Origin of the sequence: Streptomyces sp. NBC_01275 (assembly GCF_026340655.1) — a bacterium.
Lineage (GTDB): Bacteria > Actinomycetota > Actinomycetes > Streptomycetales > Streptomycetaceae > Streptomyces.
The window spans coordinates 8,609,329-8,632,974 of the sequence record NZ_JAPEOZ010000001.1; the positions used below are offsets into that span (position 1 = coordinate 8,609,329).

A 23,646-nucleotide genomic window follows, 5' to 3' on the forward strand; every position below is an offset into this window, starting at 1 on the left:
CGGCCGGGACCGGTCCGCCGAGCGGCCACAGGGGGCGCGCGGAAGCAATCGCACCACCCGCACCTGCTGTCGCACTACCTGTATCAGACGACAGTCTCGCGGGTCTGACTGTCGACCACCGGCTGTAGGGGAGGACACGCCATGGCACCACAGCGATTCCACGAGCAGTTCGACCAGATCCAGAGCTCGCTGCCCGACGTCCCGTTGGCGATGGGGCCGGACGACTCCGCCGAGTTCATCTACGAGAAGGGCGTGGTCCTCGCGCGCGACGGCGAGGAGGCCCAGGTCGTCGAGGACGCGGTGCGCGCGCACTTCACCGCGACCGACGGCCTCCTCCCGGACGACGTACGCCGCTCGGGCCCGCAGACCAACCGCTCGGGCATCACCCGCATCCACGTCGGCGACCCCGGCCGCGGCGAGCGCGGCGCCGACCTCGCCGTCGCGGGGGCCCTGCGCGCCCTGCGCCCGGCCGAGGGGCGCGTGGGACGGCGACTGGTCAGCCGCAACCACGTGGTGTCCATCGCGGTCAACGCCTGCCCCGGCGACGAGCCCGTGCCCGCCCCCGCCACCGAGCCGCCCAACCCGTCCCGGGCCGAGGGGGCCTACGACGCGGTCGACGCCGTCGGCGTCCTGGTCGTCGACACCGGCCTGATGCACGACTACCGCTCCTACCCGCTGCTGTCCCACACCGACGGCGACGCACAGGTCAGGGAGACCGACGGCGAGGGCATCCTCCAGCAGTACGTCGGACACGGCACGTTCATCGCCGGGCTCGTCGCGGCCGTCGCGCCCAACACCGACGTCACCGTGCGCGGCACCCTCAACGACGCCGGCGCGATCCTGGAGTCCGACTTCGGAGAGAAGCTCTTCGACGCCGTCGACCAGGGCGGCTGGCCCGACATCCTCAGCCTCTCCGCCGGCACCTCCAACGGCCGCGTCGACGGCCTGCTCGGGGTGGCCGCCTTCATGGAGGAACTCCGCGGCCGGCACACCCTGTTGGTCGCCGCCGCCGGCAACAACGCCAGCGCCACCCCCTTCTGGCCCGCCGCCTACGCCTCCCTGCCCGACTACGCCGACGCGGTCCTGTCGGTCGGCGCGCTGCGCGGCGACGGCGAGTTCGGCGCCTGCTTCAGCAACCACGGCCCCTGGGTGCGGGTCTACGCCCCCGGCGAGCGCCTCACCAGCGCCCTCACCGGCTTCGGCACACCCGTCCCGTACGTCTACCAGCACTCCACCTACGACGCCTGCCGCTACGGCTTCACCTACGCCTGCACCTGCTGCTCGCCGCGTCACACCGGCCTGCTCAGCGAGGCACGGCAGGCCACCTCCGGCAAGCCGGACCAGGTGATGTTCGAGGGCCTCGCGTCCTGGAGCGGAACGTCCTTCGCCACCCCCGTCGTGGCCGGCCTCGTCGCCGCCCACATGACCGCGCACAAGGAGACCGATCCCCGTGCCGCCGCCCGTCAACTGCTCGCTGCCAACGCAGAGTTCGCCGAGGTGCGCGGGGCGCACGTCCCGGCGCTGCGCCCGTCCACCTGGCGCCCCGTCCCGGTCGGCCCGGCATGAGGGCGCCATGAGGTCCGACCCGACCCCCGTCACGGCGTACGATGACAGGCCGTACACGAGGGGTGGAGCCGTGGACCGTAGTGATGTCGGCGCGCTCGTCCAGTCCGCCGTCGACGGTGACACGGCGGCCTGGAAGGCGCTGGTGGAAGGGCTGAGCCCGCTGGTGTGGTCCGTCGTGCGCGCCCACCGGCTCTCCGACGCCGACGGGCACGAGGTGTACCAGACCGCGTGGTTCCGCTTCGCCCAGCACCTCGGCCGGATCCGGGAGCCGGAGAAGGCGGGCTCGTGGCTCGCGAGCACCGCGCGCAACGAGTGCCTGAAGGTGCTCAAGAGCTCCAGGCGGCTGATGCCGACGGACGACGCCCAACTGCTCGACCGCGCCAGCGAGGACCGTACGCCGGAGCAGTCGGTGCTGGACTCGGAGGAGGCGGCCGCGCAGAGCGAGCGCGTCCGCTTCCTGTGGCAGGAGTTCGAGGCGCTCGGCGAGCGCTGCCGGCAGCTGCTGCGGGTGCTGATCGCCTCGCCGCCGCCCAGCTACCTGGAGGTGTCGGCCGCCCTGGGCATCGCCGTCGGCAGCATCGGACCGATGCGCCAGCGCTGTCTGCGCCGACTGCGCGCCCGACTCGACGCACGGGGAGCTCTGTGAACGACATGAACGACATGAACGACGCGAACAGCACGAGTGACGGCATGGGCGGCGACGGCGCGTCCGACGAAGGCGCCTTCGACGGCGTGGAGTTCGACCACGGCCGGCTCGAGGAGGAGCTGCGCCTGGCCGCCGCCATCCTGGACCCGGTCCCCGCAGAGCTGCGCCAGATCGCCGTCGAGGCCTACGCGTTACACGACCTGGACGCACGGATCGCCGAGCTGACGTTCGACTCGCTGCTCGATGCGATCCCGGTGCGGGGAGCGGAGGACCCGCCGCGGATGCTCACCTTCGACACCGGCGGACTGACCGTCGACATCGAGGTGAGCGCGCAGGGGCTGATGGGTCAGCTGCTGCCGCCGCAGTCCGCCTCGATCGAGATTCTGCACGGCCCGCGCGCGGGCGCCGCGCTCACCGCCGACGACATGGGCCGCTTCGCCTGTGACGCACCGCCCGCCGGCCCCTTCGCGCTGCGACTGCGCACCGGCGGGGACGTGGTGGTCACGGAGTGGCTGCGGGCCTGACACCCGCCAGGCGTACGCCTACCAGGTGACGGGCAGCGTCCGCGGCCCCCGGATCATGGTCTTCTTCCGCCAGACGACCTGGTCGGCGGGGACCGCGAGCCGCAGCCCCGGCAGCCGGTCCAGCAGCGTGTCCACCAGCAGCTCGGTCTGCAGCCGGGCGAGCACGGCCCCCGTGCAGTGGTGCGGACCGTTGCCGAACGCGAGGTGGGGGTTGGGATCGCGGTCGGGGACGATGTCGTCCGGGTCGGGAAAGGCGTCCGGGTCCCGGTTGGCGGCCAGGTAGGAGACGTACACGGGCTCGCCCGCGGCGATCCGCCGGCCGCCCAGGTCGACGTCCTCCAGGGCGATCCGGGCCAGACCGACACTGCTGCGGTGCGGAATGAAGCGCAGCAGCTCGTCGAGCAGCACCCCGCGCTCCTGAGGCCGCGTTCTCGTGCGCGCCAACAGCTCGGGGCGGCTGAGCAGCAGGAACAGCATCTGCCCGCAGTTGTGGGTGACGGCCTCGCCGCCGATCTGCAGCGGACCGGCGAGGCCCACCGCCTCCTCCTCGCCGATCTCGCCCCGGGCCACGGCCGCGCCCAGCAGGGAGTACACGTCCTCGCCGGCGCTGTCGGCCCGGTCGCGGACGGCCTGGGCGATCCAGCCGTACAGGCCCTGCTTGGCGGTCTCGGCGGCCTCGGCGCCGCCGGAGGTGGAGATGATCTGCCGGGTCCAGGAGTGCACCCGGTCGCGGTCCGCGTCCGGCACCCCCATCACCTCGCTGACGACGGCGAGGGGGAAGGGCTCAAGGACCCGCTCGACGAGATCCGCCGGCGGCCCGTTCCGCACCACGCCGTCCACCAGCTCGTCCAGGATCTCCTGCGCCCGCGGTCGCAGCCGCTTCATCGCGGCCACCGTGAACGCGCCCGCGACCGGCTTGCGCAGCCGGTTGTGCTCGGGCTGGTCGGCCCACGCCAGCGAGCCCGGCCGGGGCTTGAAGTGCGGTGCCATACGCGTCACCTGACGCTGAGTCACCTCGGCGCGGCCGAACCGCGGGTCGTTGGTGACCGTGCGCACGTCGTCGTAGCGGGTGGCGAGCCAGGCCCACCCCTCGCCGTGCGGCAGCCGGATCCGGGTCAGCGGGCCCTCCCGCATCAGCCCGGCCAGGACCGGATCGAACTCCGTCCCGTCCAGGTCGAGCGCGGGCCAGTCCCGTACCGGCGGCGGGGCCTCGCCGGTCAGCGTGGTGATCTCCTCGGTCATGCCCTCCACCCTCACCGCCCCACGCCCGCCTGTCGCGCGGAGGTGCTCCAGCCGGAGGTCGGCGGGGCTCGTCGTGGACGCGGGCGAGGAGGGCTCGGCTCACCTGGGTACCGCGTCGACCAGGGTCGCGAGTGCGGCGGCGAGGTCGTCCAGACCCGGTCCGGCGGGGCCGCCCGGCTCGGTCATGTACGTGTCCCGGCGGATCTCCACCATCAGCGCGGACACCCGCGGATCCGACCCGTAGTACTCCAGCGGTACGTACGCCCCGGCGAACGGGCTGTCGAGTCCCGTCTCCCCGATGCCGGCGAACGCCCCGCGCGCGGCGGCGAGCAGCTGCGGCGGGGTGTGGAAGGCGTCGGTGCCCAGGCAGACCGGCGGCCGCGGTCCCTCGCCGTGCAGCTCGTAGGGCAGCCGCTCGGTCGGATAGGAGTGCACGTCGATGACGACGGCCCGCCCGACGGCCGCCAGCCGCTCGCCCACGGCGTCGCTCATGGCCCGCGCGTACGGCCGGAAGTACCGTTCGACCAGCGGCTCGGGATCGACGTCCGCGGGTCGCAGCGCCTCCCGGTGCGTGGTCCGCGTGTACACGGCCCCCATCCCGACGGCCCGCATCTCCTCCCGCTCGTCCGGGAACCGCTCCGGATCGACGACCAGCCGCGACAGCCCGTTGACGAACCGCCAGGGCGTCACACCGGCCAGCTCCGCCGCCCGCGCCGCGAGCCGCGCGGTGTGCGCGTCGGTGAGGTGGTCCAGCTCCCGCTCCAGCGCCGTGTCGTCCAGCACGATGCCCTTCCGCACCCCGGCCGGCATCTCCCGCGCCGAGTGCGGCACATGGAGGATCACCGGCGAGTCCTCGGCGCCGGCCAGGAACGCGAAGGGCGGTGCGGCTGGGGTCATGGGGCGGCTCCCGGGGCGTTGTCAGTGGCGTGGTGCATGATCGGAGGTGCCATCACAACACGACTCACCACATGACTCACCACATGACGGAAAAGGGCGGGGGAAGCGGCATGGCCGTGACGAACGAGCAGGTGGCAGGGCGCGCGTTCCTGAAGGCGCTGTACCGGGACGACTACTACCCCGACGCCGTGGTGGACCGGGGCAGGGACGTCCTGCTGCGCCTGTGCGAACGCGTCGAGACCGAGCGCCCCGCCGACCTCGACGCGCTGTACGTCCTGACCCGGGCCGCCACCGAGGAGTTCAACGACCTGCAGGACGCCTTCGAGGAGGCCGGCAGCGACATCGAGACGGTGGCCCGGGAGGAGATAGCCGAGGACTTCTGGTTCGTCGCCCAGGCCTACGGCTTCCCGGACGCGGACGTGGAGGAGCTGATCGCCACGCGGGACTGGTGAGCGGGGCCGGTGGGACCGGGGGCTAGGCGCGCTCGCCGAGCAGCTCCCGCACCAGCGCGGCCACCTGCTCCGTCTCGATGAGGAACCCGTCGTGCCCGTACGGCGACTCCACCACCCGCAGCCGGTCCGCGGACGGGATCAGCGCCGCCAGTTCCGCCTGCTGGGCGAGCGGGTAGAGCCGGTCGGAGTCCACGCCCGCCACCAGCGTCCGCGCCGTCACGCGTCCCAGCGCGGCCCGTACGCCGCCCCGGCCTCGGCCGACGTCATGGGCGTTCATCGCCTCGGACAGCACCACATAGCTGCCCGCGTCGAACCGCCGCACCAGCTTGGCCGCGTGATGTTCGAGATACGACTGGACCTGGTACCGGCCGCCGTCGAACGGATCCTCGCCGCCCTGGGGCGTACGGCCGAAACGGACCGCCAGCTCCGGCTCGCTGCGGTACGTGACGTGGGCGAGCCGCCGGGCCAGGCCGAGCCCGGCATGGGGGCCGCGGCCGGTGTCGTGGTAGTCGCCGCCCTGCCAGTGCGGGTCGCTGCGGACGGCGTGCAGCTGCACGTCGGCCCAGGCGATCTGCTCCGCGCTCGCCGCCGCCGTCGTGGCGAGCAACAGCAGCGCCCCGACCCGCTCGGGGTACGACGCCGCCCACTCCACGGCCCGCATCCCGCCCATCGACCCGCCCACGACGAGCGCCCACCGTTCGACGCCGAGCGCGTCCGCGAGCCCCGCCTCGGCCGCGACCTGGTCGCGCTGCGTCAGGAACGGGAAGGCGTCTCCCCAGCTGCGCCGCCCGTCCGGACGCGCCGAGGCGGGCCCGGTACTGCCCTGGCAGCCGCCCAGCACGTTCGGCGCCACGACGAACCAGCGGTCGGTGTCGAGCGGCCGCCCCGGCCCGACCAGCCCGTCCCACCAGCCGGGCGTCGGATGGCCGGGGCCCGCCGGTCCCACGACGTGACTGTCCCCGGTGAGCGCGTGCAGCACGAGCACCGCGTTGGAGCCGTCCGACGCGAGCCGTCCCCAGGTCTCGAACGCCAGCCGCGCGCCCGGCAGTTCGCCGCCCGCCTCCAACGGCAACGGCTGCCGCGCCGCGTGCCACTGACGGCGGCCGGGCGGGTCCCCCTCCCGCCAGGCCCCGGTGGCCGGCGGGAGGGAGACCCCCGAAAGAGAGGCGGCAGACACGGCGTTCAGGACGACGCGCCCTTGGCCGCGCGGAAACCTGCCTCCAGGTCGGCCTTGAGGTCGGCGAGGTTCTCGATGCCGACCGAAAGCCGCACCAGCCCCGGCGAGGTGCCCGTCGCCGCCAACTGCTCCTCGTCCAGCTGGCTGTGGGTCGTAGAGGCGGGATGGATGATCAGGCTGCGCACATCGCCGATGTTGGCCAGGTGACTGAACAGCTCGACCGCGTCCACGAACCGCTTGCCCGCCTCGACGCCGTCCCGCAGCTCGAAGGAGACGATCGCGCCCGCACCGCGCGGCAGGTACTTCTGCCCCGCCTCGTACCACTTGCTGGACGGCAGGCCCGCATAGTGGACGGCGTCGACCTCGTCCCGCTGCTCCAGCCACTCCGCCAGCGCCTGCGCGTTCGCGGTGTGCCGCTCGATGCGCAGGCTCAGCGTCTCCACGCCCTGCAGCAGCAGGAACGCGGAGTGCGGGGAGAGCGCCGGGCCGAGGTCCCGCAGCAGCTGCACCCGCAGCTTGATCGCGAAGGCGCCGGGGCCGAGCGCCGGCCAGTACCGCAGCCCGTGGTAGCTCGGGTCGGGCTCGGAGAAGTCCGGGAAGCGGTCGGCGTGCGCGCCGAAGTCGAAGGTCCCGCCGTCCACGACCACGCCTGCGATGGTCGTGCCGTGTCCGCCGAGGAACTTGGTCGCCGAGTGCACGACGATGTCGGCGCCGTGCTCGAGGGGCCGCAGGAGATAGGGGGTCGGGACCGTGTTGTCCACGATCAGCGGCACGCCCGCCGCGTGCGCCACGTCCGCGACCGCGCGCACGTCGAGCACGTTGCCGCGCGGGTTGCCCAGCGTCTCCGCGAACAGCGCCTTGGTGTTCGGCCGGATCGCGGCCCGCCAGGCCTCGGCGTCGTCCGGGTCGTCGACGAACGACACCTCGATGCCGAACTTCGGGAGCGTGTGCCGCAGCAGGTTGTAGGTGCCGCCGTACAGGGACGTGCTCGACACGAGGTGGTCGCCCGCGCCGGCCAGCGTCAGGATGGCGAGGGTCTCGGCGGCCTGGCCCGAGGACAGCGCCACGGCCGCGACCCCGCCCTCCAACGCGGCGATCCGCTGCTCGAAGACGTCCTGGGTGGGGTTGTGGATGCGGGTGTAGATGTTGCCGGGCTCGGCGAGCGAGAACAGGTCGGCGGCGTGCTGGGTGTCCCGGAAGACGAACGACGACGTCTGGTAGATGGGCGTGGCGCGGGCGCCGGTCGTCGGGTCGGGTGCGGCTCCGGCGTGGATCTGCTTGGTCTCGAAGGACCAGGCCGAGGTGTCGGGCGCGGCGGACGACTCCTCGGGGGTGTGACCGGCGGTGACGGAGTCGATGGGCTGGCTCATGGTGCGGTGCTCCTCGTGCGGAAGGGCGTGACGAAGCGCGCGTGCGCGGACGCGGCGGAAGGGGGTGGACGGCCGGAGGGAGGGTCAGCTCGCGGCGCGACAACCCGTGGTGGTGACGCGCACGTGGTCGACGTGGGGGCGGGTCACGAGCACGGTCATGGGTCGAGGTAAGCACACGGGGATGGGGCGGGCCAGCGCTCGACGCCGGGCGCAATGCAACGTTCACGAAAGGGGGTTGGCGGTCCGCGAAGGCGCTGGGAAAACAGCTCCGCCCCGGCCGGGCGATGTGCCGGTCGGGGCGGAGACGGGTGGTGCGGTGCGTCAGCTCAGGGAGGCCAGCGTCTCGTTCCAGGTGGTCGACGGGCGCATGACCGCCGCCGCCTTGGCCGGGTCGGGCTGGTAGTAGCCGCCGATGTCGGCCGGCTTGCCCTGGACGGCCTGCAGCTCGTCGATGATGGTCTGCTCGTTCGCGGCGAGCGTCTCGGCGAGCGCCGCGAAGGCCTTGGCCAGGTCCGCGTCGTCGGTCTGCGCCGCCAGCTCCTGCGCCCAGTACAGGGAGAGGAAGAAGTGGCTGCCGCGGTTGTCGATGCCGCCGACGCGACGGGCCGGGGACTTGTCCTCGTTGAGGAAGGTCGCCGTGGCGCGGTCGAGGGTGTCGGCCAGGACCTTGGCGCGGGCGTTGCCCGTGGCCTCGGCCAGCTGCTCGAAGGACGGCACCAGGGCGAAGAACTCGCCCAGGGAGTCCCAGCGCAGGTAGTTCTCCTTGACCAGCTGCTGGACGTGCTTCGGCGCGGAGCCGCCGGCGCCCGTCTCGAACAGGCCGCCGCCCGCCATCAGCGGGACGACCGACAGCATCTTGGCGCTGGTGCCCAGCTCCAGGATCGGGAAGAGGTCGGTCAGGTAGTCGCGCAGCACGTTGCCGGTGACGGAGATGGTGTCCTCGCCGCGGCGGATGCGCTCCACCGACAGCTTGGTCGCCTCGACCGGGGCGAGGATGCGGATGTCCAGACCCTCGGTGTCGTGCTCCGGCAGGTACGCGTTGACCTTGGCGATCAGGTTGGCGTCGTGCGCGCGGGTCTCGTCCAGCCAGAACACGGCCGGGTTGCCGGTGGCGCGGGCGCGGCCGACGGCCAGCTTCACCCAGTCCTTGATCGGCGCGTCCTTGGTCTGGCAGGCGCGGAAGATGTCGCCGACGGCGACCGGCTGCTCGATGACGACGTTGCCGGCCTGGTCGACCAGCCGGACCGTGCCGGCGGTCTTGATCTCGAAGGTCTTGTCGTGGGAGCCGTACTCCTCGGCCTTCTGCGCCATCAGACCGACGTTGGGGACCGAGCCCATGGTCGACGGGTCGTAGGCGCCGTGGGCGCGGCAGTCGTCGACGACGGCCTGGTAGACGCCGGAGTAGGAGGAGTCCGGCAGGACCGCGAGGGTGTCGGCCTCCTGGCCGTCGGGGCCCCACATGTGGCCGGAGGTGCGGATCATGGCCGGCATCGAGGCGTCGACGATGACGTCGGACGGCACGTGCAGGTTGGTGATGCCCTTGTCGGAGTCGACCATCGCCAGAGCCGGGCCCTCGGCGATCTCCGCGTCGAAGGACGCCTTGATCGCGTCGCCCTCGGGCAGCGCCTCGAGGCCCTTGAGGATGCCGCCGAGACCGTCGTTGGGGGAGAGGCCGGCCGCGGCCAGCGTCGCGCCGTACTGCTCGAAGGTCTTCGGGAAGAACGCGCGCACCACGTGACCGAAGATGATCGGGTCGGAGACCTTCATCATGGTGGCCTTCAGGTGCACCGAGAACAGCACGTCCTCGGCCTTGGCGCGGGCGATCTGCGCGGTGAGGAACTCGCGCAGCTCGGCGACGTGCAGCACGGAGGCGTCGACGACCTCGTCCTTGAGGACGGGTACGGACTCGCGCAGCACGGTGGTCGTGCCGTCCTCGGCGACCAGCTCGATCTTCAGGGAGCCGGCCTCGGAGATCACCGCGGACTTCTCGGTGGAGCGGAAGTCGTTCTCGCCCATCGTCGCCACGTTGGTCTTGGACTCCGACGACCAGGCGCCCATGCGGTGCGGGTGGGTCTTGGCGTAGTTCTTGACCGAGGCGGGGGCGCGGCGGTCGGAGTTGCCCTCGCGCAGGACCGGGTTCACGGCGGAGCCCTTGACCTTGTCGTAGCGGGCCTGGACGTCCCGCTCCTCGTCGGTCTTGGGGTCGTCGGGGTAGGCCGGCAGCGCGTAGCCCTGCGCCTGCAGCTCGGCGACCGCGGCCTTGAGCTGCGGGATCGACGCCGAGATGTTCGGCAGCTTGATGATGTTGGCCTCGGGCGTCTTGGCCAGCTCGCCGAGCTCGGTCAGCGCGTCCGGGATGCGCTGGTCCTCGGTCAGGTACTCCGGGAACACGGCGATGATGCGCCCGGCCAGCGAGATGTCCCGGGTCTCCACGGCGACCCCGGCCTGCGCGGCGTACGCCTTGACCACCGGCAGGAAGGAATACGTCGCCAGGGCCGGGGCCTCGTCAGTGTGCGTATAGATGATGGTCGAGTCAGTCACCGGGTGCTCCGCTCCACGTCTGCAACATTGCTCGACATCAAGATATCTCGTGATCGGGGCGGGCTCGACAGGGGTCCGCGGGAGGTTCGCGGGAGGTTCGCTCGCACCTTCGCGGGAAAGGGCGCCGTTCGGGGCAACCGAATGGAGCGTTCCGGTGGTCAAGAAGGTAGATCCATCACCTCGTCCACCGGGCCGGACCGACCATCCGGCCGCTTCAGCGAAAGCGGACCATGAGAAATCGCACCAGAGTGACGGGCCCCGCGGCTGCCCTGATCGGCACCGCCGCAGCACTCACCCTCGGGGGAAACACCGCGTATGCCACCGGCGCCGAGGACGATCCGGGCCCCGAGACCCTCGGCGACCCCGTCTTCCCGGCCCTCGGCAACGACGGCTACCGGGTCTCCGCCTATCACCTCGACCTCTCCTACGACGCCACGACGACCCTCGTCGAGGCCACGGCGACCCTGGAGATCCGCACCGACCGGCACCTCACCCGCCTCTCCCTGGACGCCCTCGGCCTGGACATAGGCACGGTGCGCGTGGACGGCCGTACGGCCGCCTTCGAGCAGGTGGACGAGAAGCTGCGGATCACGCCCGCCCGCCCCCTGGGCGCCCGGTCCCGGGCGACCGTCTGCGTGACGTACACGGCGGATCCGCGCCGTGTCCTGGCGCACACCGCCTGGGTGCCCACCCCCGACGGGTTCGCCGTCTGTCCCCAGCCGGACTCGGCGCACACCGTCTTCCCCTGCAACGACCACCCGTCGGACAAGGCGCACTTCACCTTCCGCATCACCGTCCCCGCCGCCCTGCGCGCGGTGGCGAGCGGCTCGCTGGTGTGCACCGAGGACCTGGCCGGCGACCGGACCGCGTACACCTACCGCTCCCGCTCGCCGATCGCCACCGAACTGGTGCAGATCACCGTCGGCGACTACGTCGAAAGCAGCGGCAGGGCCCGCACGGACTGCCCCTGCGCGACGTCGTCCCCACCGCCCGCGCCGAGGCCCTGGAGCCCGCGCTCGCCCTCACCCCGGGCCTGGTGGAGTGGATCGAGGCACGGCTCGGCGCATTCCCCTTCGAGACGTACGGGCTGCTGCCCTGCAACTCCGACGACCCCAAGGCCTTCGACTTCACGGGCCTGGAGACGCAGACCCTCACGCTCTACAAGCCGAACTACCTGCTCCAGGCGGAGCCGAAGATCGGCTCGCACATGATGCACGAGCTGGTCCACTCCTACTTCGGCAACAGCGTCAGCCCGGCCACCTGGGCCGACCTGTGGATCAACGAGGGCCACGCCGACTTCTACGGGCTGCTGTACCGCTACGAGCGCGGCTGGGCGGACTCCCTGGGCCTGACCACCTTCGAGGCCCGGATGAAGGACACGTACGCGCGCGGCGACCAGTGGCGGAAGACCTCCGGGCCCGTCGCCGCGCCGAACGCGGCCAACCTCTTCGACAGCCAGCGCTACCTGGGCGGCGTCCTCGTCCTGTACGCGCTGCGCCAACTGATCGGCGAGGACGCCTTCCACGCCGTCGAGCGGACCTTCCTGGCCCGCCACCGCGACTCCTCGGCGTCGACCGAGGACTACATCGCCGTCGCCTCGCAGGAGAGCGGCCAGGACCTGTCCGGCTTCCTGCGCGACTGGCTGTACGGCACGTCGACGCCGAGGATGCCCGGCCATCCGGACTGGACGGTCACCCCGGTGACGCCGTCCCTCGCCGCCCCGCACAACCGTACGGGCGGCCGCTGGCACGAGAACTCCGCCACTCTCTGAGGCGGGTCGGCCACCGGCCGGGCCCCTGAGGCGTCAGTCGTGCAGGGCGGTCCGCTGTCCGTCCTGCACGGCGTCGTCGGCCGTGCGCTGCTGCGGGATGACCACCGCTCCCTGCTGCAACGCCACGGTCCGCGTCGGCGCCGGGATGCGGATGCCCTCCTCGCGGTAGCGGCGGTGCAGGCGCTTCACGAACTCGTGCTTGACGCGGTACTGGTCGCTGAACTCGCCGACGCCCAGGATCACCGTGAAGCCGATCCGCGAGTCGCCGAAGGTGTGGAAGCGGACGGCGGGCTCATGGTCGGGGAGGGCGCCGTCGACGCCGGTCATGACCTCGGCGACGACCTCCAGGGTCACCCGCTCCACGTGCTCCAGGTCGCTGTCGTAGGCGACCCCGGCCTGCACCAGGATCGTCAACTGCTGCTCGGGACGCATGAAGTTGGTCATGTTGGTCTTGGCGAGCTGCCCGTTGGGGATGACGACGAGGTTGTTGGAGAGCGCGCGCACGGTCGTCTGACGCCAGTTGATGTCCTCGACGTAGCCCTCCTCGCCGCTGCTCAGCTTGATGTAGTCGCCGGGCTGGACGGTCTTGGAGGCGAGGATGTGGATGCCCGCGAAGAGGTTGGCGAGGGTGTCCTGCAGGGCGAGCGCGACCGCCAGACCGCCGACGCCCAGGGCGGTGAGCATCGGGGCTATCGAGATGCCCAGGCTCTGGAGCGCCACCAGGAACCCGATCGCCAGGACCAGGACCCGGGTGATGTTCACGAAGATCGTGGCGGACCCGGCGACCCCGGAGCGGGAGGAGGTCACCGACTGCACCAGCCCGGCGATCACCCGGGCCGCCGACACCGTCACCACGAAGATCAGCAGGACTGTCAGGCACTGGTTGACGGTGTGCTGGACGGTCTTCGTCAGCGGCAGCACCGCGCCCGCGGCCGCCGCGCCGCCGGCGATCGCGGCCCACGGCACCACCGTGCGCAGCGCGTCCACGACGACGTCGTCGCCGCTCCACCGGGTGCGCTTGGCGTGTTTGGCCAGCCAGCGCAGCAGGGTGCGCGAGAGAAAGGCCGTGAGCAGTCCGCTGGCGAGGGCGATCCCGGCGATGACGAGGTCGTGCAGGGTCAGCGCGCGGTTCACCGGTCACCTCCGGGACGTCGCTCCGCGGCGAGGGCGAAGACGCCCGCCGACGGCCGGATGTGAAGTCTCGTCACGTTGCCACCTGTTCGTTTCCGGGATGTGCGGTCGCGCCGGGCCTCGTGAAGGAGACTGCGGCACGACCGTCCATCCTGCCGTATGCCGCACGGGAGTTCGTACGGGACCGGCCACCCGCCGGACCGGCTCGGGCGCAGCTCAGACGATGCCCTCGGCCAGTTCGGCCTGGTCCCGGTCCGAGCCGTACGCGGCCGCCGTGGGCGTCCCGTACGAACGGCGGGCCACGAACCACCACACCGTGGCGAGGACCAGTACGACGGCCAGCGCTACGGACGCGTAGTTCATCGTGTCCACCGTCACCGGCGAGGACTGCGGCAGACAGAACAGCACCGTCACACACGCCACCCACACCACCGCGATCCAGCCGACCGGCCTGCTCCACCGGCCCAGCTGCCAGGGACCCGGCTGGAAACGGTCTCCCGCGCGCAGCCGCAGCAGGATCGGGATGGCGTACGCGGGCGTGATGCCGATGACGTTGATGGCGGTGACCGCGCCGTACGCGGTCGGGGAGTACAGCGACGGCACGGCCAGGACGGCGGCGACCACGACCGACAGCCACACCGCGGCGACCGGGGTCTGGGTGCGGCCGCTGACCTTGCGCCACAGGTGCGAGCCCGGCAGGGCCCGGTCCCGGCTGAACGCGAACACCATCCGGCTGGCGGCGGCGACCTCGGCGTTCCCGCAGAACAGCTGGGCGACGATCACCACGACCAGCAGCGCGCTCGCGCCGTCCGTGCCCAGTGCGTCGAGCAGGATCTGAGCGGGCGGCACCCCGGTCTCGCTGGCACGGGTCGCGTCGTAGTCCTGGATGGCGAAGGTCAGGCCCGCCAGCAGGACGAAACCGGCGATCCACGACACCCAGATGGAGCGCACGATGCCCTGCGCCGCGGCCACCGAGGCGTTGGAGGTCTCCTCCGACAGATGGGCCGAGGCGTCGTAGCCGGAGAACGTGTACTGGGCGAGCAGAAGACCGATGGCGGCCACGTACACCGGGTTGTGCCAGCCGGTGTCGTCGACGAACTCGGTGAACACGAAGGACGGCGTCTGGTGATGGTCGGGGACGATCCACAGCGCGCCGACGATGACCGCCACCCCGGCCAGGTGCCACCACACGCTGACCGAGTTCAGGACGCTGACCAGCCGGACGCCGAACAGGTTCAGCACGGCGTGCAGCAGCAGGATGGCCAGGAAGACCAGCATCGTCTTCTCGGGCGTCGGCTCGAAGCCCCACCGGAGGTTGGCGAACGCGCCCGCGAACAGGGCGGCGCCGTAGTCGATGCCGGCGATCGCGCCCAGCAGCCCGAGCAGGTTCAGCCAGCCCGTGTACCAGCCCCAGCGCCGGCCGCCGAGCCGGTCGGCCATGTAGTACAGGGCGCCGGAGGTCGGATACGCGCTGGTCACCTCGGCCAGCGCGAGCCCCACGCACAGCACGAACAGACCGACCCCGGCCCAGCCCCACAGCATCACGGCGGGGCCGCCCGCGCCCATGCCGAAGCCGTACAGGGTCATACAGCCGGACAGGATCGAGATCACCGAGAAGCTGATCGCGAAGTTGCCGAAGCCGCCCATCCGGCGGGCCAGCACCGGCCGGTAGCCGAGTTCGCGCAGCCGCTGCTCCTCGTCGGGATGCGGGACGGCGGGCAGAACGGGTGGTTCGGGGGTGCGGGACATGACAAACCTCCGAAGAAGAAAAAATGGGGGGCCGGGGGTCAGGAGCCGGGCTCGCGCGGCGCCGACCGGCTGCGCGTACGGGCCTGGAGGAACAGCTGCACCGCCCGGGCCCGGTCGCCCGGGTCGGCGGTGCGGTACGCCCAGGGAAGCGGCGTGCAGTACGGGCCGATCGCGTCGAACACCACGGCCGCGTCGGCGAACCGGAGGGCTCCCCACAGGGCGTGGGCCAGATGGTTGAGGTCGAGCGGGGAGCGCTCGGCGGGGTCGGTGCGCTCGAACCAGGAGGTGCGGGCCGACAGCGCCTCACGGGTGGCCTCCTCGGCGACCCAGTGCAGATCCAGCGCGGCTCCGTGCCCGCCGCCGCGCCGGTAGCGCTCCACCCGGACGTACAACGGCAGCACATGCAGCGCGGAGCCCGCCGGGGCGCGGTCCGCGACCAGGTGCGCGAAGCCCGCCGCCTCCGCCAGCCGCCCGGAACTCGCATGCGCGTACAGGAACTGCAGCATGCGGTGGTGGGCCTCGCGGTTGTACGGGTCGCGCCGGCCCGCCTCGGCCAGCAGCCCCCAGGGGCCCGGCGGCAGCGTCGGCTCGGGCGGCGGCGCCCGGTGCTCGTCCCACAGCTGCTTGTGGTCCAGCTGCGCCAGCGCCAGCAGACACACCCAGGGCACCGGGTCCCGCGGCGCGATCCGGGCGGCGGACTGGCTCAGATCCCAGGCCTCGATCCACAGTTCATGCGTACGACGGTGACGCTCGCGGTGCGCCCGCAGCGCCCGCTCCACCGCGACCCGGGCCCGCATCACGGTCGCCGGGACGCTGTACGGGTCCTCCGCGAGCCACGCCCGCACCACGTCCGTGCCGGCCGCCGCCGCGGCCAGCACCTGGGTGCGCTGCGTCCACTGCCACCACGGCGTGGTGCGCTCCAGCAGGGTGCGCATCGACAGCCAGCGCCCGGTGCGCAACTCCTGCAGCGCGGCGCGCAGTTCGCCGTCGTGTCCTGCGGGGTCGTACGCGGGTCGGGCTCCGTCTCTGGCCATCAGCCGTCCGCCGGCGGGGGAGGAACGGGCGGGACGGCAGGGTGGAGTAACAACAGCCCTCCTCGGGCAGGCAGTTGAGGAGATCGCGGTGGTCGGCGGTCACTATAGGTGCGCTGACAGCGCATCACACCACGTTTCCTGATCGATCCAACTTGACGTTTCCATACCGAAATTGATTGGCCATCAGCCAGTGAAGACCCAGTCCGAGACGGAGTGGGAGGCCGCGTGCGGGGGCCGTTCTGTGCTGGTCGGGGGACGCTTGACGGGATCGGCGCACGGCGGCAGGCTGGCTCCCGGTGATCGCCCGATCACCGGGAGCCAGTTGGCCGGGAAGGGGCGCGATGACGGGTCCGGTGCTCGCCGTCGACCAGGGCACGTCCGGTACCAAGGCCCTGGTGATCTGCCCCGAGCGAGGCGTCATCGGCGCCGGCTTCGCCGCCGTACGCCCCCGCCACCTCCCCGGCGGACTGGTCGAGGTCGACCCCGCCGCGCTGTACGACTCGGTGCTCCACGCCGGCCGCCGCGCGCTGACCGAGGCGGGCGAACCCGTGACGGCCCTGGGGCTGGCCAACCAGGGCGAGACCGTCCTCGCCTGGGACCCGGCCACCGGCCGCCCGCTCACCGACGCCCTCGTCTGGCAGGACCGCCGCGCCGCCACCGTCTGCGCCGAACTCGCCCCGCACGCAGACGAGTTACACCGCCTCACCGGGCTGCCCCTCGACCCGTACTTCGCCGCGCCCAAGATGGCCTGGATCCGCCGGCACGCCACCGCCGAGGGCGTCGTCACCACCAGCGACTCCTGGCTCGTCCACCGCCTCACCGGCGCCTACGTCACGGACGCCGCCACCGCGGGTCGCACTCACCTCCTCGACCTCGACAGCGCGACCTGGTCCCCGCGCGCCCTCGACCTGTACGGCCTCTCCGGCGAACGCCTCCCGGAGATCGTCGACAACGCCCAACCGGTCGGCACGACCAGGGAGTTCGGACCGGAGATCCCGCTCACCGGGCTGATCGTCGACCAGCAGGCCGCCCTCCTCGCCCACCGGGTCACCGCACCCGGCAGCGCCAAGTGCACCTACGGCACCGGCGCGTTCCTGCTCGCCCCCACCGGCGGCGCGGCCCGCCGCAGCACCGCCGGACTGGTCGGCTGCGTGGCCTGGCGGCTCGCCGGCCGGACCGCCTACTGCCTCGACGGGCAGGTGTACACCGCCGCCTCCGCCGTCCGCTGGCTCGCCGGCCTCGGCGTCATCCGGGGCGCCGCCGACCTCGACCCCGTCGGCGCGACCGTGCCCGACTCCGGCGGAGTCGTCTTCGTCCCGGCCCTCGCCGGTCTCGCCGCCCCCTGGTGGCGCGGCGACCTGCGCGGCTCCCTCACCGGCCTCGGCCTGGACACCGCCCCCGGGCACCTGGTGCGCGCTCTGTGCGAGGGCCTGGCCGCGCAGGTCGTGGAACTGTCCCGGGCCGTGGCCGCCGACCTCGGCGAGCCGCTGGACGTGCTGCGCGTCGACGGCGGCCTCACCCGCTCGGCCCTGCTCATGCAGACCCAGGCCGACCTGCTGCAACGCCCCGTCGAGGTGTCCCCGCTGCCGGACGCGACCGCCCTGGGCGCGGGCGCGCTGGCCCGCCTCGGCGCCGAGCCCGGCCTGAAGGTCGCCGACGCGCTGCCCCAGGGCGGCGCCGCGACCGTGTACGAGCCCGGCATCCCGGCCGGGGAGGCGGCCCGCCGTCTGGACCGGTTCCGGGCGGCGGTGGCCGCGCTGGCGGCGGGGAGCCCGGCATGACCGAGGCGTCGGCAGGACCGACCAGCACCCCGGCGGCCCCGACCGCCCCGACGGTGACCGCCGAAGGCCCGCTGCCCCCGCTCCCGGACGACACCCCGTACGACGTGGCGGTCGTCGGCGCCGGAGTCGTCGGCTGCGCCGTCGCCCGCGAACTGGCCCGCCACCCCCGGCTCAAGGTCGCCCTCGTCGAGGCTGAGGACGACGTCGGCCAGGGCACCTCGAAGGCCAACACCGCGATCCTGCACACCGGTTTCGACGCCGTCCCCGGCACCCTGGAGGCACGGCTGGTCCGCGAGGGCGCCCGGCTGCTCGCCGCGTACGCCGCCGAGTCCGGCATCCCCCTCGAACCGGTCGGCGCGCTGCTCGTCGCCTGGGACGAGGAGCAACTGGCCGCGTTGCCCCGCCTGTCGGAGAAGGCCGAGCGCAACGACTACCGCGAGGCCCGGCTGCTCGGCCCCGCCGAACTGTACGACCGCGAACCGCACCTGGGTCCCGGCGCCCTCGGCGCGCTGCACGTGCCCGGGGAGAGCGTCATCTGCCCCTGGACCACCCCCCTCGCGTACGCCACCCAGGCCGTCCGCCACGGAGTGCACCTGCATCTCAACTCCCGTGTGGAGCAGGTGAGTCGGGACGAAGGCAGCCATGTGCTCGGCACCGGCCGGGGCGTCCTGCGCGCCCGCCGCCTGGTCAACGCGGCCGGACTGCACGCCGACGCCCTCGACCGGCTGCTCGGCCACGACGACTTCACCGTCACCCCGCGCCGCGGCCAGCTCATCGTCTACGACACGTTCGCCCGCGCCCTCGTCCGCCACATCCTGCTGCCCGTCCCCACGGCCCTCGGCAAGGGCGTCCTGGTCGCCCCCACGGTGTACGGCAACGTCCTGCTCGGCCCCACCGCCGAGGACCTGGACGACAAGCGGGCCACCCACTCCACCGCCGACGGCCTCGCGGCGCTGCGCGCCCAGGGCGCCCGCATCCTGCCCGAGCTGCTCGACGAGGAGGTCACCGCCGTCTACGCGGGCCTGCGCGCCGCCACCGAGCACGACGACTACCGCATCACCGCCCACCCCGGCCAGGGCTCCGTCACGGTCGGCGGCATCCGCTCCACCGGCCTGACCGCCTCCCTGGCCATCGCGGCCCACGTCACCGCCCTCCTCGCGGAGACCGGCCTCGACCTCGGACCGGCCCGCCCGCTGGAACCGGTCCGCATGCGCGCCCCCCGCCGCGGCACCGACCCGCAGTACGGCGCCCTCGTCTGTCACTGCGAGCGCGTCTCCCGCGGAGACCTCCGCGACGCCCTCGCCGGCCCGATCCCGCCCCGCAGCCTCGAAGGGCTGCGCCGCCGCACCCGCGCCCGTGCCGGCCGCTGCCAGGGCCACTACTGCGGGGCGGCCGTACGGGCCCTGTTCGAGGAGGCCCGGGCATGACGGAGTTCGAGGAGGTCCGGACATGACGGCGCAGCGCCGGGTGGACGTCCTGGTCGTCGGTGCGGGCCCCGCGGGCCTCGCGGCCGCCGCCCGCCTCGCCGTCGCCGGCGTCGGCCGCGTCGAGGTGCTGGAGCGGGAACGGCAGGCCGGGGGGACGCCGCGGTACTGCGTTCACGGCGGCTACGGCACGCTGCTGCACCCGCTGACCGGCCCGGCGTACGCCCGGCTCCTGGTCGCCGGCGCGCAGCGGGCCGGGGCGGTCGTGCGGACCGGGGTGACGGCCCTGGACTGGGCGGGGCCGCTGGCCCTGCACACCGTCGGCCACGCCGGGCCCGAGACGCTCACCGCGCGGGCGGTGCTCCTCGCCACCGGCGCCCGTGAACGCCCCCGCGCCGCCCGGCTGGTCCCGGGCACCCGTCCGGCCGGCGTGTACACCGGCGGCGAACTCCGGCAGGCCGTACACCTCCACGGGCAGCGCATCGGCACGCGCGCGGTCGTGGTCGGGGCCGAGGACGTGTCCTACGCGGCCGCCGCCACCGTACGGACCGCCGGGGCCGCGGTCGTCGCGCTGGTGAGCGATCTGCCGCGCCCTTCGACCGCCCGGGTACGGGCCGCCGACTCCCGTCTGCGGCAGGGCGTCCCGGTGCTGACGGGCGCCACCGTGACCGAACTCCTCGGCCGGGGACGGCTGTCGGGCGTGCGCGTGCGGCACCGGGACGGTCGCACGGCCGTCCTGCCGTGCGACACCGTCGTGTTCACCGGTGACTTCGTCCCCGAGCAGGAGCTGGCCCGGCGCGGCGGACTCGCCCTGGACCCCGGCACCCGCGGGCCGGCCGTCGACGGTGCGCTGCACACCTCACGCCCCGGCGTCCTCGCCGTCGGCAGCGTGCTGCATGCGGTGGAGAGCGCGGCGACCGCCGTCCGCGAGGGCGCCCGCGCGGCCGGCGCCGTGCTGGACCTCCTCGAAGGCGAGGACCGTCCGGACGGCGTCCCGCTCCTGGTGGACCCGCCCCTGCGCTGGATCGCCCCGAACCGCGTCACCCCGGCCGACCGCCTCCCGTACCACCTCCTGCGCCCCACGACCGAGCTCACCCGCCCGGTGCTGCACGTCACCCAGAACGGCCGCCCGCTGCACACGCAACGGCTGCGGAGGGCCGTACCGCACAGAAGTCTGCGGCTGGCGGCCGACTGGACGCGGCGGGTCGATCCGAAGGACGGGCCGGTCCGGGTGACGGTCGCCCTCGGGTGACGGTCGACGCCTTCGGGTGACGGTCGCCTTCGGACGACGTTCAGATGACCTTCAGGCGGACCAGTGCGCCCAGGGTCAACGCGCCCGGGACCAGCGGCAGCCAGACGGTGATGATCCGGTAGGCGAGGACGACGGCCGTGGCGAGCGCGACCGGGCCGCCCGCCGCGACGAGCGCCACCACCAGCGCCGCCTCCACCGAGCCGATCCCGCCCGGCGTCGGCACCAGCGCGACCGCGACCGTCGCCGCCAGATAGGCGACCGCGATGTGCCCCACCGGCACCGGCAGCCCCAGCGCCCGCCCCACCGCCGCCAGCCCGGCCGCCTGCAGCACCGGGAACGCCAGAGAACCGCCCCACAGGGCCAGCGCCCGGGACGGACGGGTGTGCACCGAGCGCGCCTCGCCGCACGCGGTGCGCACGAACGAGCACACCGCCGACCGCAGCCGTCGTACGAGAGCGAGCGCGCCCGCCACCACGAGCAGGGCCACGGCGACGGCGGCCAGCAGGGGACCGAGCACCCCGTCGGGGAGGAGGGCGCCGAGCCGCAGCGCGTCGGGGAACGCCAGCAGGAGTACGGCCAGCAGCCCCACCCGGGCCACGCCCTCCGCCAGCAGATACAGCGCGAGGGCCGCCGAGGAGCGGGCCAGCGGCACCCCGCACACCGTCATGAACCGCAGGTTGACCGCGCTCGCGCCGAGGCCCGTCGGCAGCAGGTGGTTGGCCGCGCCCGCCGCGAACTGCGCGGCCAGCAGCCGCCGTCGGGGCAGCCGCTGCACGACCGCGCCCTGCCGGGTGACGGCCGCCGCGACCCAGGTCAGACAGGTCGCCCCGGCCGCGGCCAGCAGCCACGGCCACTCGGCGGTGCGCAGCTGGCCGAAGCCCTCCGCGAGCACGGAGCGGTGCCGCACCGCGACCACGGTGACGAGCAGGAGCGGAAGCAGACAGAGGATCCGGCGGACGGGCACGCGCCGGGGGACACCGGGGAGAGGAACTGCTGTCACATCGGAAGAGGTTCTCCGCCCGGCGCCAACTGCGGGTTGCGGAAGCGGAGACGGAACGTTACGTACGGTCATCGGGTCCCTCGGATGCTCCTTGACCTCAACAACGCTTGAGGTCCTACGGTGCCTGTCATGAGTATGGAGACCACCGCCTGGACGCAGCTGCAGAGCGTCATGACCGCCCGGCAGGAACGCCGGCCCCTCGACCGTGCGACCCTGCGCCGCATCGGCGCGTTCGCCCGCCCGCACCGCCGCCGGATCGCCCGGTTCGTCCTGCTGGGGGTGGTGACCGCCCTGCTCGCCGTCGCCTCGCCCGTCCTCGCGGGACGGGTCGTCGACGCGATCGTGTCGCACGGCGATCCGGGCACGGTCGTCCGGCTGGCCCTGCTCATCGCGCTCATCGCGGTACTGGAGGCGGCGCTGGGCATCCTGGGCAGGAGGCTCTCGGCGACGCTCGGGGAGGGGCTCATCCTCGATCTGCGCACAGCCGTGTTCGATCATGTGCAGCGGATGCCGGTCGCGTTCTTCACACGTACTCGTACGGGAGCGCTCGTCTCCCGACTCAACAACGACGTGATCGGAGCCCAGCGCGCGTTCAGCAACACGCTCTCCGGAGTCGTCTCCAACCTGGTCACCCTGGTGTTCACCCTCGCCGTCATGCTCACCCTGTCCTGGCAGGTCACCCTGCTCGCGCTCGCCCTGCTGCCGGTGTTCGTGATCCCGGCCCGGCGCATGGGCCGCCGGATGGCCGGCATGCAGCGGGAGGCGGCCGAGCTCAACGCGGCCATGGGCACCCGGATGACCGAACGCTTCTCCGCGCCCGGCGCCACCCTCGTCAAGCTCTTCGGCCGCCCCGAGGAGGAGTCGGCCGAGTTCGCCGCCCGCGCGGCCCGGGTCCGCGACATCGGCGTCCGCACCGCGACCGCCCAGTCCGTGTTCATCACCGCCCTGACCCTCGTCTCCGCCCTGGCCCTCGCCCTCGTCTACGGCCTCGGCGGCCGCCTCGCCCTCCAGGGCGCCCTCGAACCGGGCGCCGTCGTGGCCCTCGCCCTGCTCCTGACCCGCCTCTACGCCCCGCTCACCTCCCTCGCCGGGGCCCGCGTCGAGGTGATGAGCGCACTGGTCAGCTTCGAACGCGTCTTCGAGATCCTCGACCTGAAGCCGCTCATCGAGGACAAGCCCGACGCCCGAGAGGTCCCCGAAGGACCCGTCTCCGTCGAGTTCGACGACGTCCGCTTCGGCTACCCGTCCGCCGACAAGGTCTCCCTCGCCTCCCTGGAGGAGGTCGCCGCCCTCGACACCCGCGGCGGCGCCGAGGTCCTGCACGGCGTGGCCTTCCGCGCCGAACCCGGCCAGACCATAGCCCTCGTCGGCTCCTCCGGCGCCGGCAAGTCCACCATCGCCCAACTCCTGCCGCGCCTGTACGACGTCGACGCCGGCGCCGTCCGCATCGGCGGGGTCGACGTCCGCGACCTGAGCGCCGGCTCCCTGCGGGCCACGCTCGGCATGGTCACCCAGGACGGCCACCTCTTCCACGACACCGTCCGCGCCAACCTGCTGCTCGCCCGCCCGGCCGCCGCCGAGGAGGACCTGTGGGACGCGCTGCGCCGCTCCCGCCTCGACGACCTGGTCCGCTCCCTGCCCGACGGCCTCGACACCGTCGTCGGCGAGCGCGGCTACCGGCTCTCCGGCGGCGAACGCCAGCGCATGACCATCGCCCGGCTGCTGCTGGCCCGCCAGCGCGTCGTCATCCTCGACGAGGCCACCGCCCACCTCGACAACACCTCCGAGCGGGCAGTCCAGGAGGCCCTCGCCGAGGCCCTCGCGGGCCGCACCGCCATCGTCATCGCCCACCGCCTGTCCACCGTGCGCACCGCCGACCTGATCCTCGTCGTCGAGTCCGGCCGCGTGGTGGAACGCGGCAGCCACGAGGAGCTGTTGGCGACGGGCGGACGGTACGCGCAGCTGTACCGGACGCAGTTCGAGCGGGCGGGGGCGGAGGCGGAGACGGCGGTGTTCTGAGGGGGCCGGCTGCAAGGGGTGTCGGTGGAGGGAGCGCGCTGTAAGGGTTGTGGTGCACAAGGTCCTTACC

The 23,646-nt window shown here is 73.2% G+C and carries 17 protein-coding genes and 1 pseudogene; 9 read left to right on the plus strand and 9 right to left on the minus strand.

Annotated features, from left to right (window positions below; all coding sequences use genetic code 11):
• Positions 1-141 precede the first annotated feature (141 nt).
• The 3 genes from OG562_RS37820 (at position 142) to OG562_RS37830 (ending at position 2,736) form a co-directional block, all read left to right on the plus strand.
• Positions 142-1,566, plus strand: coding sequence for a S8/S53 family peptidase (locus tag OG562_RS37820; RefSeq protein WP_266406115.1), 1,425 nt, complete (start codon positions 142-144; stop codon positions 1,564-1,566).
• Positions 1,567-1,636: 70 nt separating this feature from the next.
• Positions 1,637-2,212, plus strand: coding sequence for an RNA polymerase sigma factor (locus tag OG562_RS37825; protein WP_266406117.1), 576 nt, complete (start codon positions 1,637-1,639; stop codon positions 2,210-2,212).
• Between the two features lie 14 nt (positions 2,213-2,226).
• Positions 2,227-2,736 carry a hypothetical protein gene (locus OG562_RS37830; RefSeq protein WP_266409736.1) on the plus strand — a complete coding sequence of 170 codons (510 nt, stop codon included), beginning with the start codon at positions 2,227-2,229 and terminating at the stop codon, positions 2,734-2,736.
• Between the two features lie 18 nt (positions 2,737-2,754).
• Here the strand turns inward: OG562_RS37830 and OG562_RS37835 are convergent, their stop codons facing one another.
• Together OG562_RS37835 and OG562_RS37840 are read right to left on the minus strand one after the other, a co-directional pair.
• Positions 2,755-3,978: a cytochrome P450 gene (locus OG562_RS37835; RefSeq protein WP_266406119.1), complete on the minus strand. Its 1,224-nt coding sequence runs from the start codon at positions 3,976-3,978 to the stop codon at positions 2,755-2,757.
• A 99-nt stretch (positions 3,979-4,077) separates the two neighbouring features.
• Positions 4,078-4,875, minus strand: a complete 798-nt coding sequence (locus OG562_RS37840) for an N-formylglutamate amidohydrolase (protein ID WP_266406120.1) — start codon at positions 4,873-4,875, stop codon at positions 4,078-4,080.
• A 110-nt stretch (positions 4,876-4,985) separates the two neighbouring features.
• Here OG562_RS37840 and OG562_RS37845 point away from each other — a divergent pair, with 110 nt between their 5' ends.
• Positions 4,986-5,327, plus strand: a complete 342-nt coding sequence (locus OG562_RS37845; protein ID WP_266406121.1) for a DUF5713 family protein — start codon at positions 4,986-4,988, stop codon at positions 5,325-5,327.
• Positions 5,328-5,349: 22 nt separating this feature from the next.
• Here the strand turns inward: OG562_RS37845 and OG562_RS37850 are convergent, their stop codons facing one another.
• The 3 genes from OG562_RS37850 to OG562_RS37860 form a co-directional block, all read right to left on the minus strand.
• The gene (locus OG562_RS37850) at positions 5,350-6,504 is read right to left on the minus strand and encodes a homoserine O-acetyltransferase (protein WP_266406122.1); all 1,155 of its coding nucleotides are present in this window, start codon (positions 6,502-6,504) and stop codon (positions 5,350-5,352) included.
• Positions 6,505-6,509: 5 nt separating this feature from the next.
• A complete protein-coding gene (locus OG562_RS37855; RefSeq protein WP_266406123.1) occupies positions 6,510-7,874 on the minus strand; it encodes a bifunctional o-acetylhomoserine/o-acetylserine sulfhydrylase in 1,365 nt (454 codons plus the stop codon).
• Positions 7,875-8,195: 321 nt separating this feature from the next.
• Entirely contained in the window at positions 8,196-10,415 is a 2,220-nt protein-coding gene (locus OG562_RS37860; protein ID WP_266406124.1) for an NADP-dependent isocitrate dehydrogenase, read from the minus strand.
• A gap of 230 nt (positions 10,416-10,645) precedes the next feature.
• On the opposite strand from OG562_RS37860, the pseudogene OG562_RS37865 reads away from it, so the two are divergent.
• Positions 10,646-12,186: pseudogene (locus OG562_RS37865) on the plus strand (M1 family metallopeptidase).
• 33 nt (positions 12,187-12,219) lie between these two features.
• Here OG562_RS37865 and OG562_RS37870 read toward each other — a convergent pair.
• From OG562_RS37870 to OG562_RS37880, 3 genes are all read right to left on the minus strand, one after another.
• Positions 12,220-13,320, minus strand: coding sequence for a mechanosensitive ion channel family protein (locus OG562_RS37870; protein WP_266406125.1), 1,101 nt, complete (start codon positions 13,318-13,320; stop codon positions 12,220-12,222).
• Positions 13,321-13,533: 213 nt separating this feature from the next.
• Positions 13,534-15,066: an amino acid permease gene (locus OG562_RS37875; protein WP_266406126.1), complete on the minus strand. Its 1,533-nt coding sequence runs from the start codon at positions 15,064-15,066 to the stop codon at positions 13,534-13,536.
• Positions 15,067-15,104: 38 nt separating this feature from the next.
• A complete protein-coding gene (locus OG562_RS37880) occupies positions 15,105-16,100 on the minus strand; it encodes a hypothetical protein (RefSeq protein WP_266406127.1) in 996 nt (331 codons plus the stop codon).
• Between the two features lie 341 nt (positions 16,101-16,441).
• Between OG562_RS37880 and OG562_RS37885 the strand changes: the two genes are divergently transcribed.
• From OG562_RS37885 to OG562_RS37895, 3 genes are read left to right on the plus strand one after another with little or no spacing between them, the layout of a single operon-like run.
• The gene (locus tag OG562_RS37885) at positions 16,442-17,881 is read left to right on the plus strand and encodes an FGGY family carbohydrate kinase (protein ID WP_266406128.1); all 1,440 of its coding nucleotides are present in this window, start codon (positions 16,442-16,444) and stop codon (positions 17,879-17,881) included.
• Entirely contained in the window at positions 17,878-19,308 is a 1,431-nt protein-coding gene (locus OG562_RS37890) for an FAD-dependent oxidoreductase (protein WP_266406129.1), read from the plus strand. The genes OG562_RS37885 and OG562_RS37890 overlap by 4 nt, the downstream gene beginning before the upstream one ends.
• A gap of 22 nt (positions 19,309-19,330) precedes the next feature.
• Entirely contained in the window at positions 19,331-20,557 is a 1,227-nt protein-coding gene (locus tag OG562_RS37895; RefSeq protein ID WP_266406130.1) for an NAD(P)/FAD-dependent oxidoreductase, read from the plus strand.
• 40 nt (positions 20,558-20,597) lie between these two features.
• Here the strand turns inward: OG562_RS37895 and OG562_RS37900 are convergent, their stop codons facing one another.
• Entirely contained in the window at positions 20,598-21,557 is a 960-nt protein-coding gene (locus tag OG562_RS37900) for a lysylphosphatidylglycerol synthase transmembrane domain-containing protein (RefSeq protein WP_266406131.1), read from the minus strand.
• A gap of 135 nt (positions 21,558-21,692) precedes the next feature.
• Between OG562_RS37900 and OG562_RS37905 the strand changes: the two genes are divergently transcribed.
• Positions 21,693-23,576, plus strand: a complete 1,884-nt coding sequence (locus OG562_RS37905) for an ABC transporter ATP-binding protein (protein ID WP_266409737.1) — start codon at positions 21,693-21,695, stop codon at positions 23,574-23,576.
• Positions 23,577-23,646: the final 70 nt, after the last annotated feature.

Bases quoted from the DNA above. Each gene is read 5' to 3' on its own strand.
- OG562_RS37890 (WP_266406129.1), top strand. From the start codon at position 17,878: ATGACCGAGGCGTCGGCAGGACCGACCAGCACCCCGGCGGCCCCGACC.
- OG562_RS37905 (WP_266409737.1), top strand. From the start codon at position 21,693: ATGGAGACCACCGCCTGGACGCAGCTGCAGAGCGTCATGACCGCCCGG.
- OG562_RS37880 (WP_266406127.1), bottom strand. From the start codon at position 16,100: ATGGCCAGAGACGGAGCCCGACCCGCGTACGACCCCGCAGGACACGAC.
- OG562_RS37845 (WP_266406121.1), top strand. From the start codon at position 4,986: ATGGCCGTGACGAACGAGCAGGTGGCAGGGCGCGCGTTCCTGAAGGCG.
- OG562_RS37820 (WP_266406115.1), top strand. From the start codon at position 142: ATGGCACCACAGCGATTCCACGAGCAGTTCGACCAGATCCAGAGCTCG.
- OG562_RS37830 (WP_266409736.1), top strand. From the start codon at position 2,227: ATGAACGACGCGAACAGCACGAGTGACGGCATGGGCGGCGACGGCGCG.
- OG562_RS37855 (WP_266406123.1), bottom strand. From the start codon at position 7,874: ATGAGCCAGCCCATCGACTCCGTCACCGCCGGTCACACCCCCGAGGAG.
- OG562_RS37835 (WP_266406119.1), bottom strand. From the start codon at position 3,978: ATGACCGAGGAGATCACCACGCTGACCGGCGAGGCCCCGCCGCCGGTA.
- OG562_RS37840 (WP_266406120.1), bottom strand. From the start codon at position 4,875: ATGACCCCAGCCGCACCGCCCTTCGCGTTCCTGGCCGGCGCCGAGGAC.
- OG562_RS37895 (WP_266406130.1), top strand. From the start codon at position 19,331: ATGACGGCGCAGCGCCGGGTGGACGTCCTGGTCGTCGGTGCGGGCCCC.
- OG562_RS37885 (WP_266406128.1), top strand. From the start codon at position 16,442: ATGACGGGTCCGGTGCTCGCCGTCGACCAGGGCACGTCCGGTACCAAG.
- OG562_RS37875 (WP_266406126.1), bottom strand. From the start codon at position 15,066: ATGTCCCGCACCCCCGAACCACCCGTTCTGCCCGCCGTCCCGCATCCC.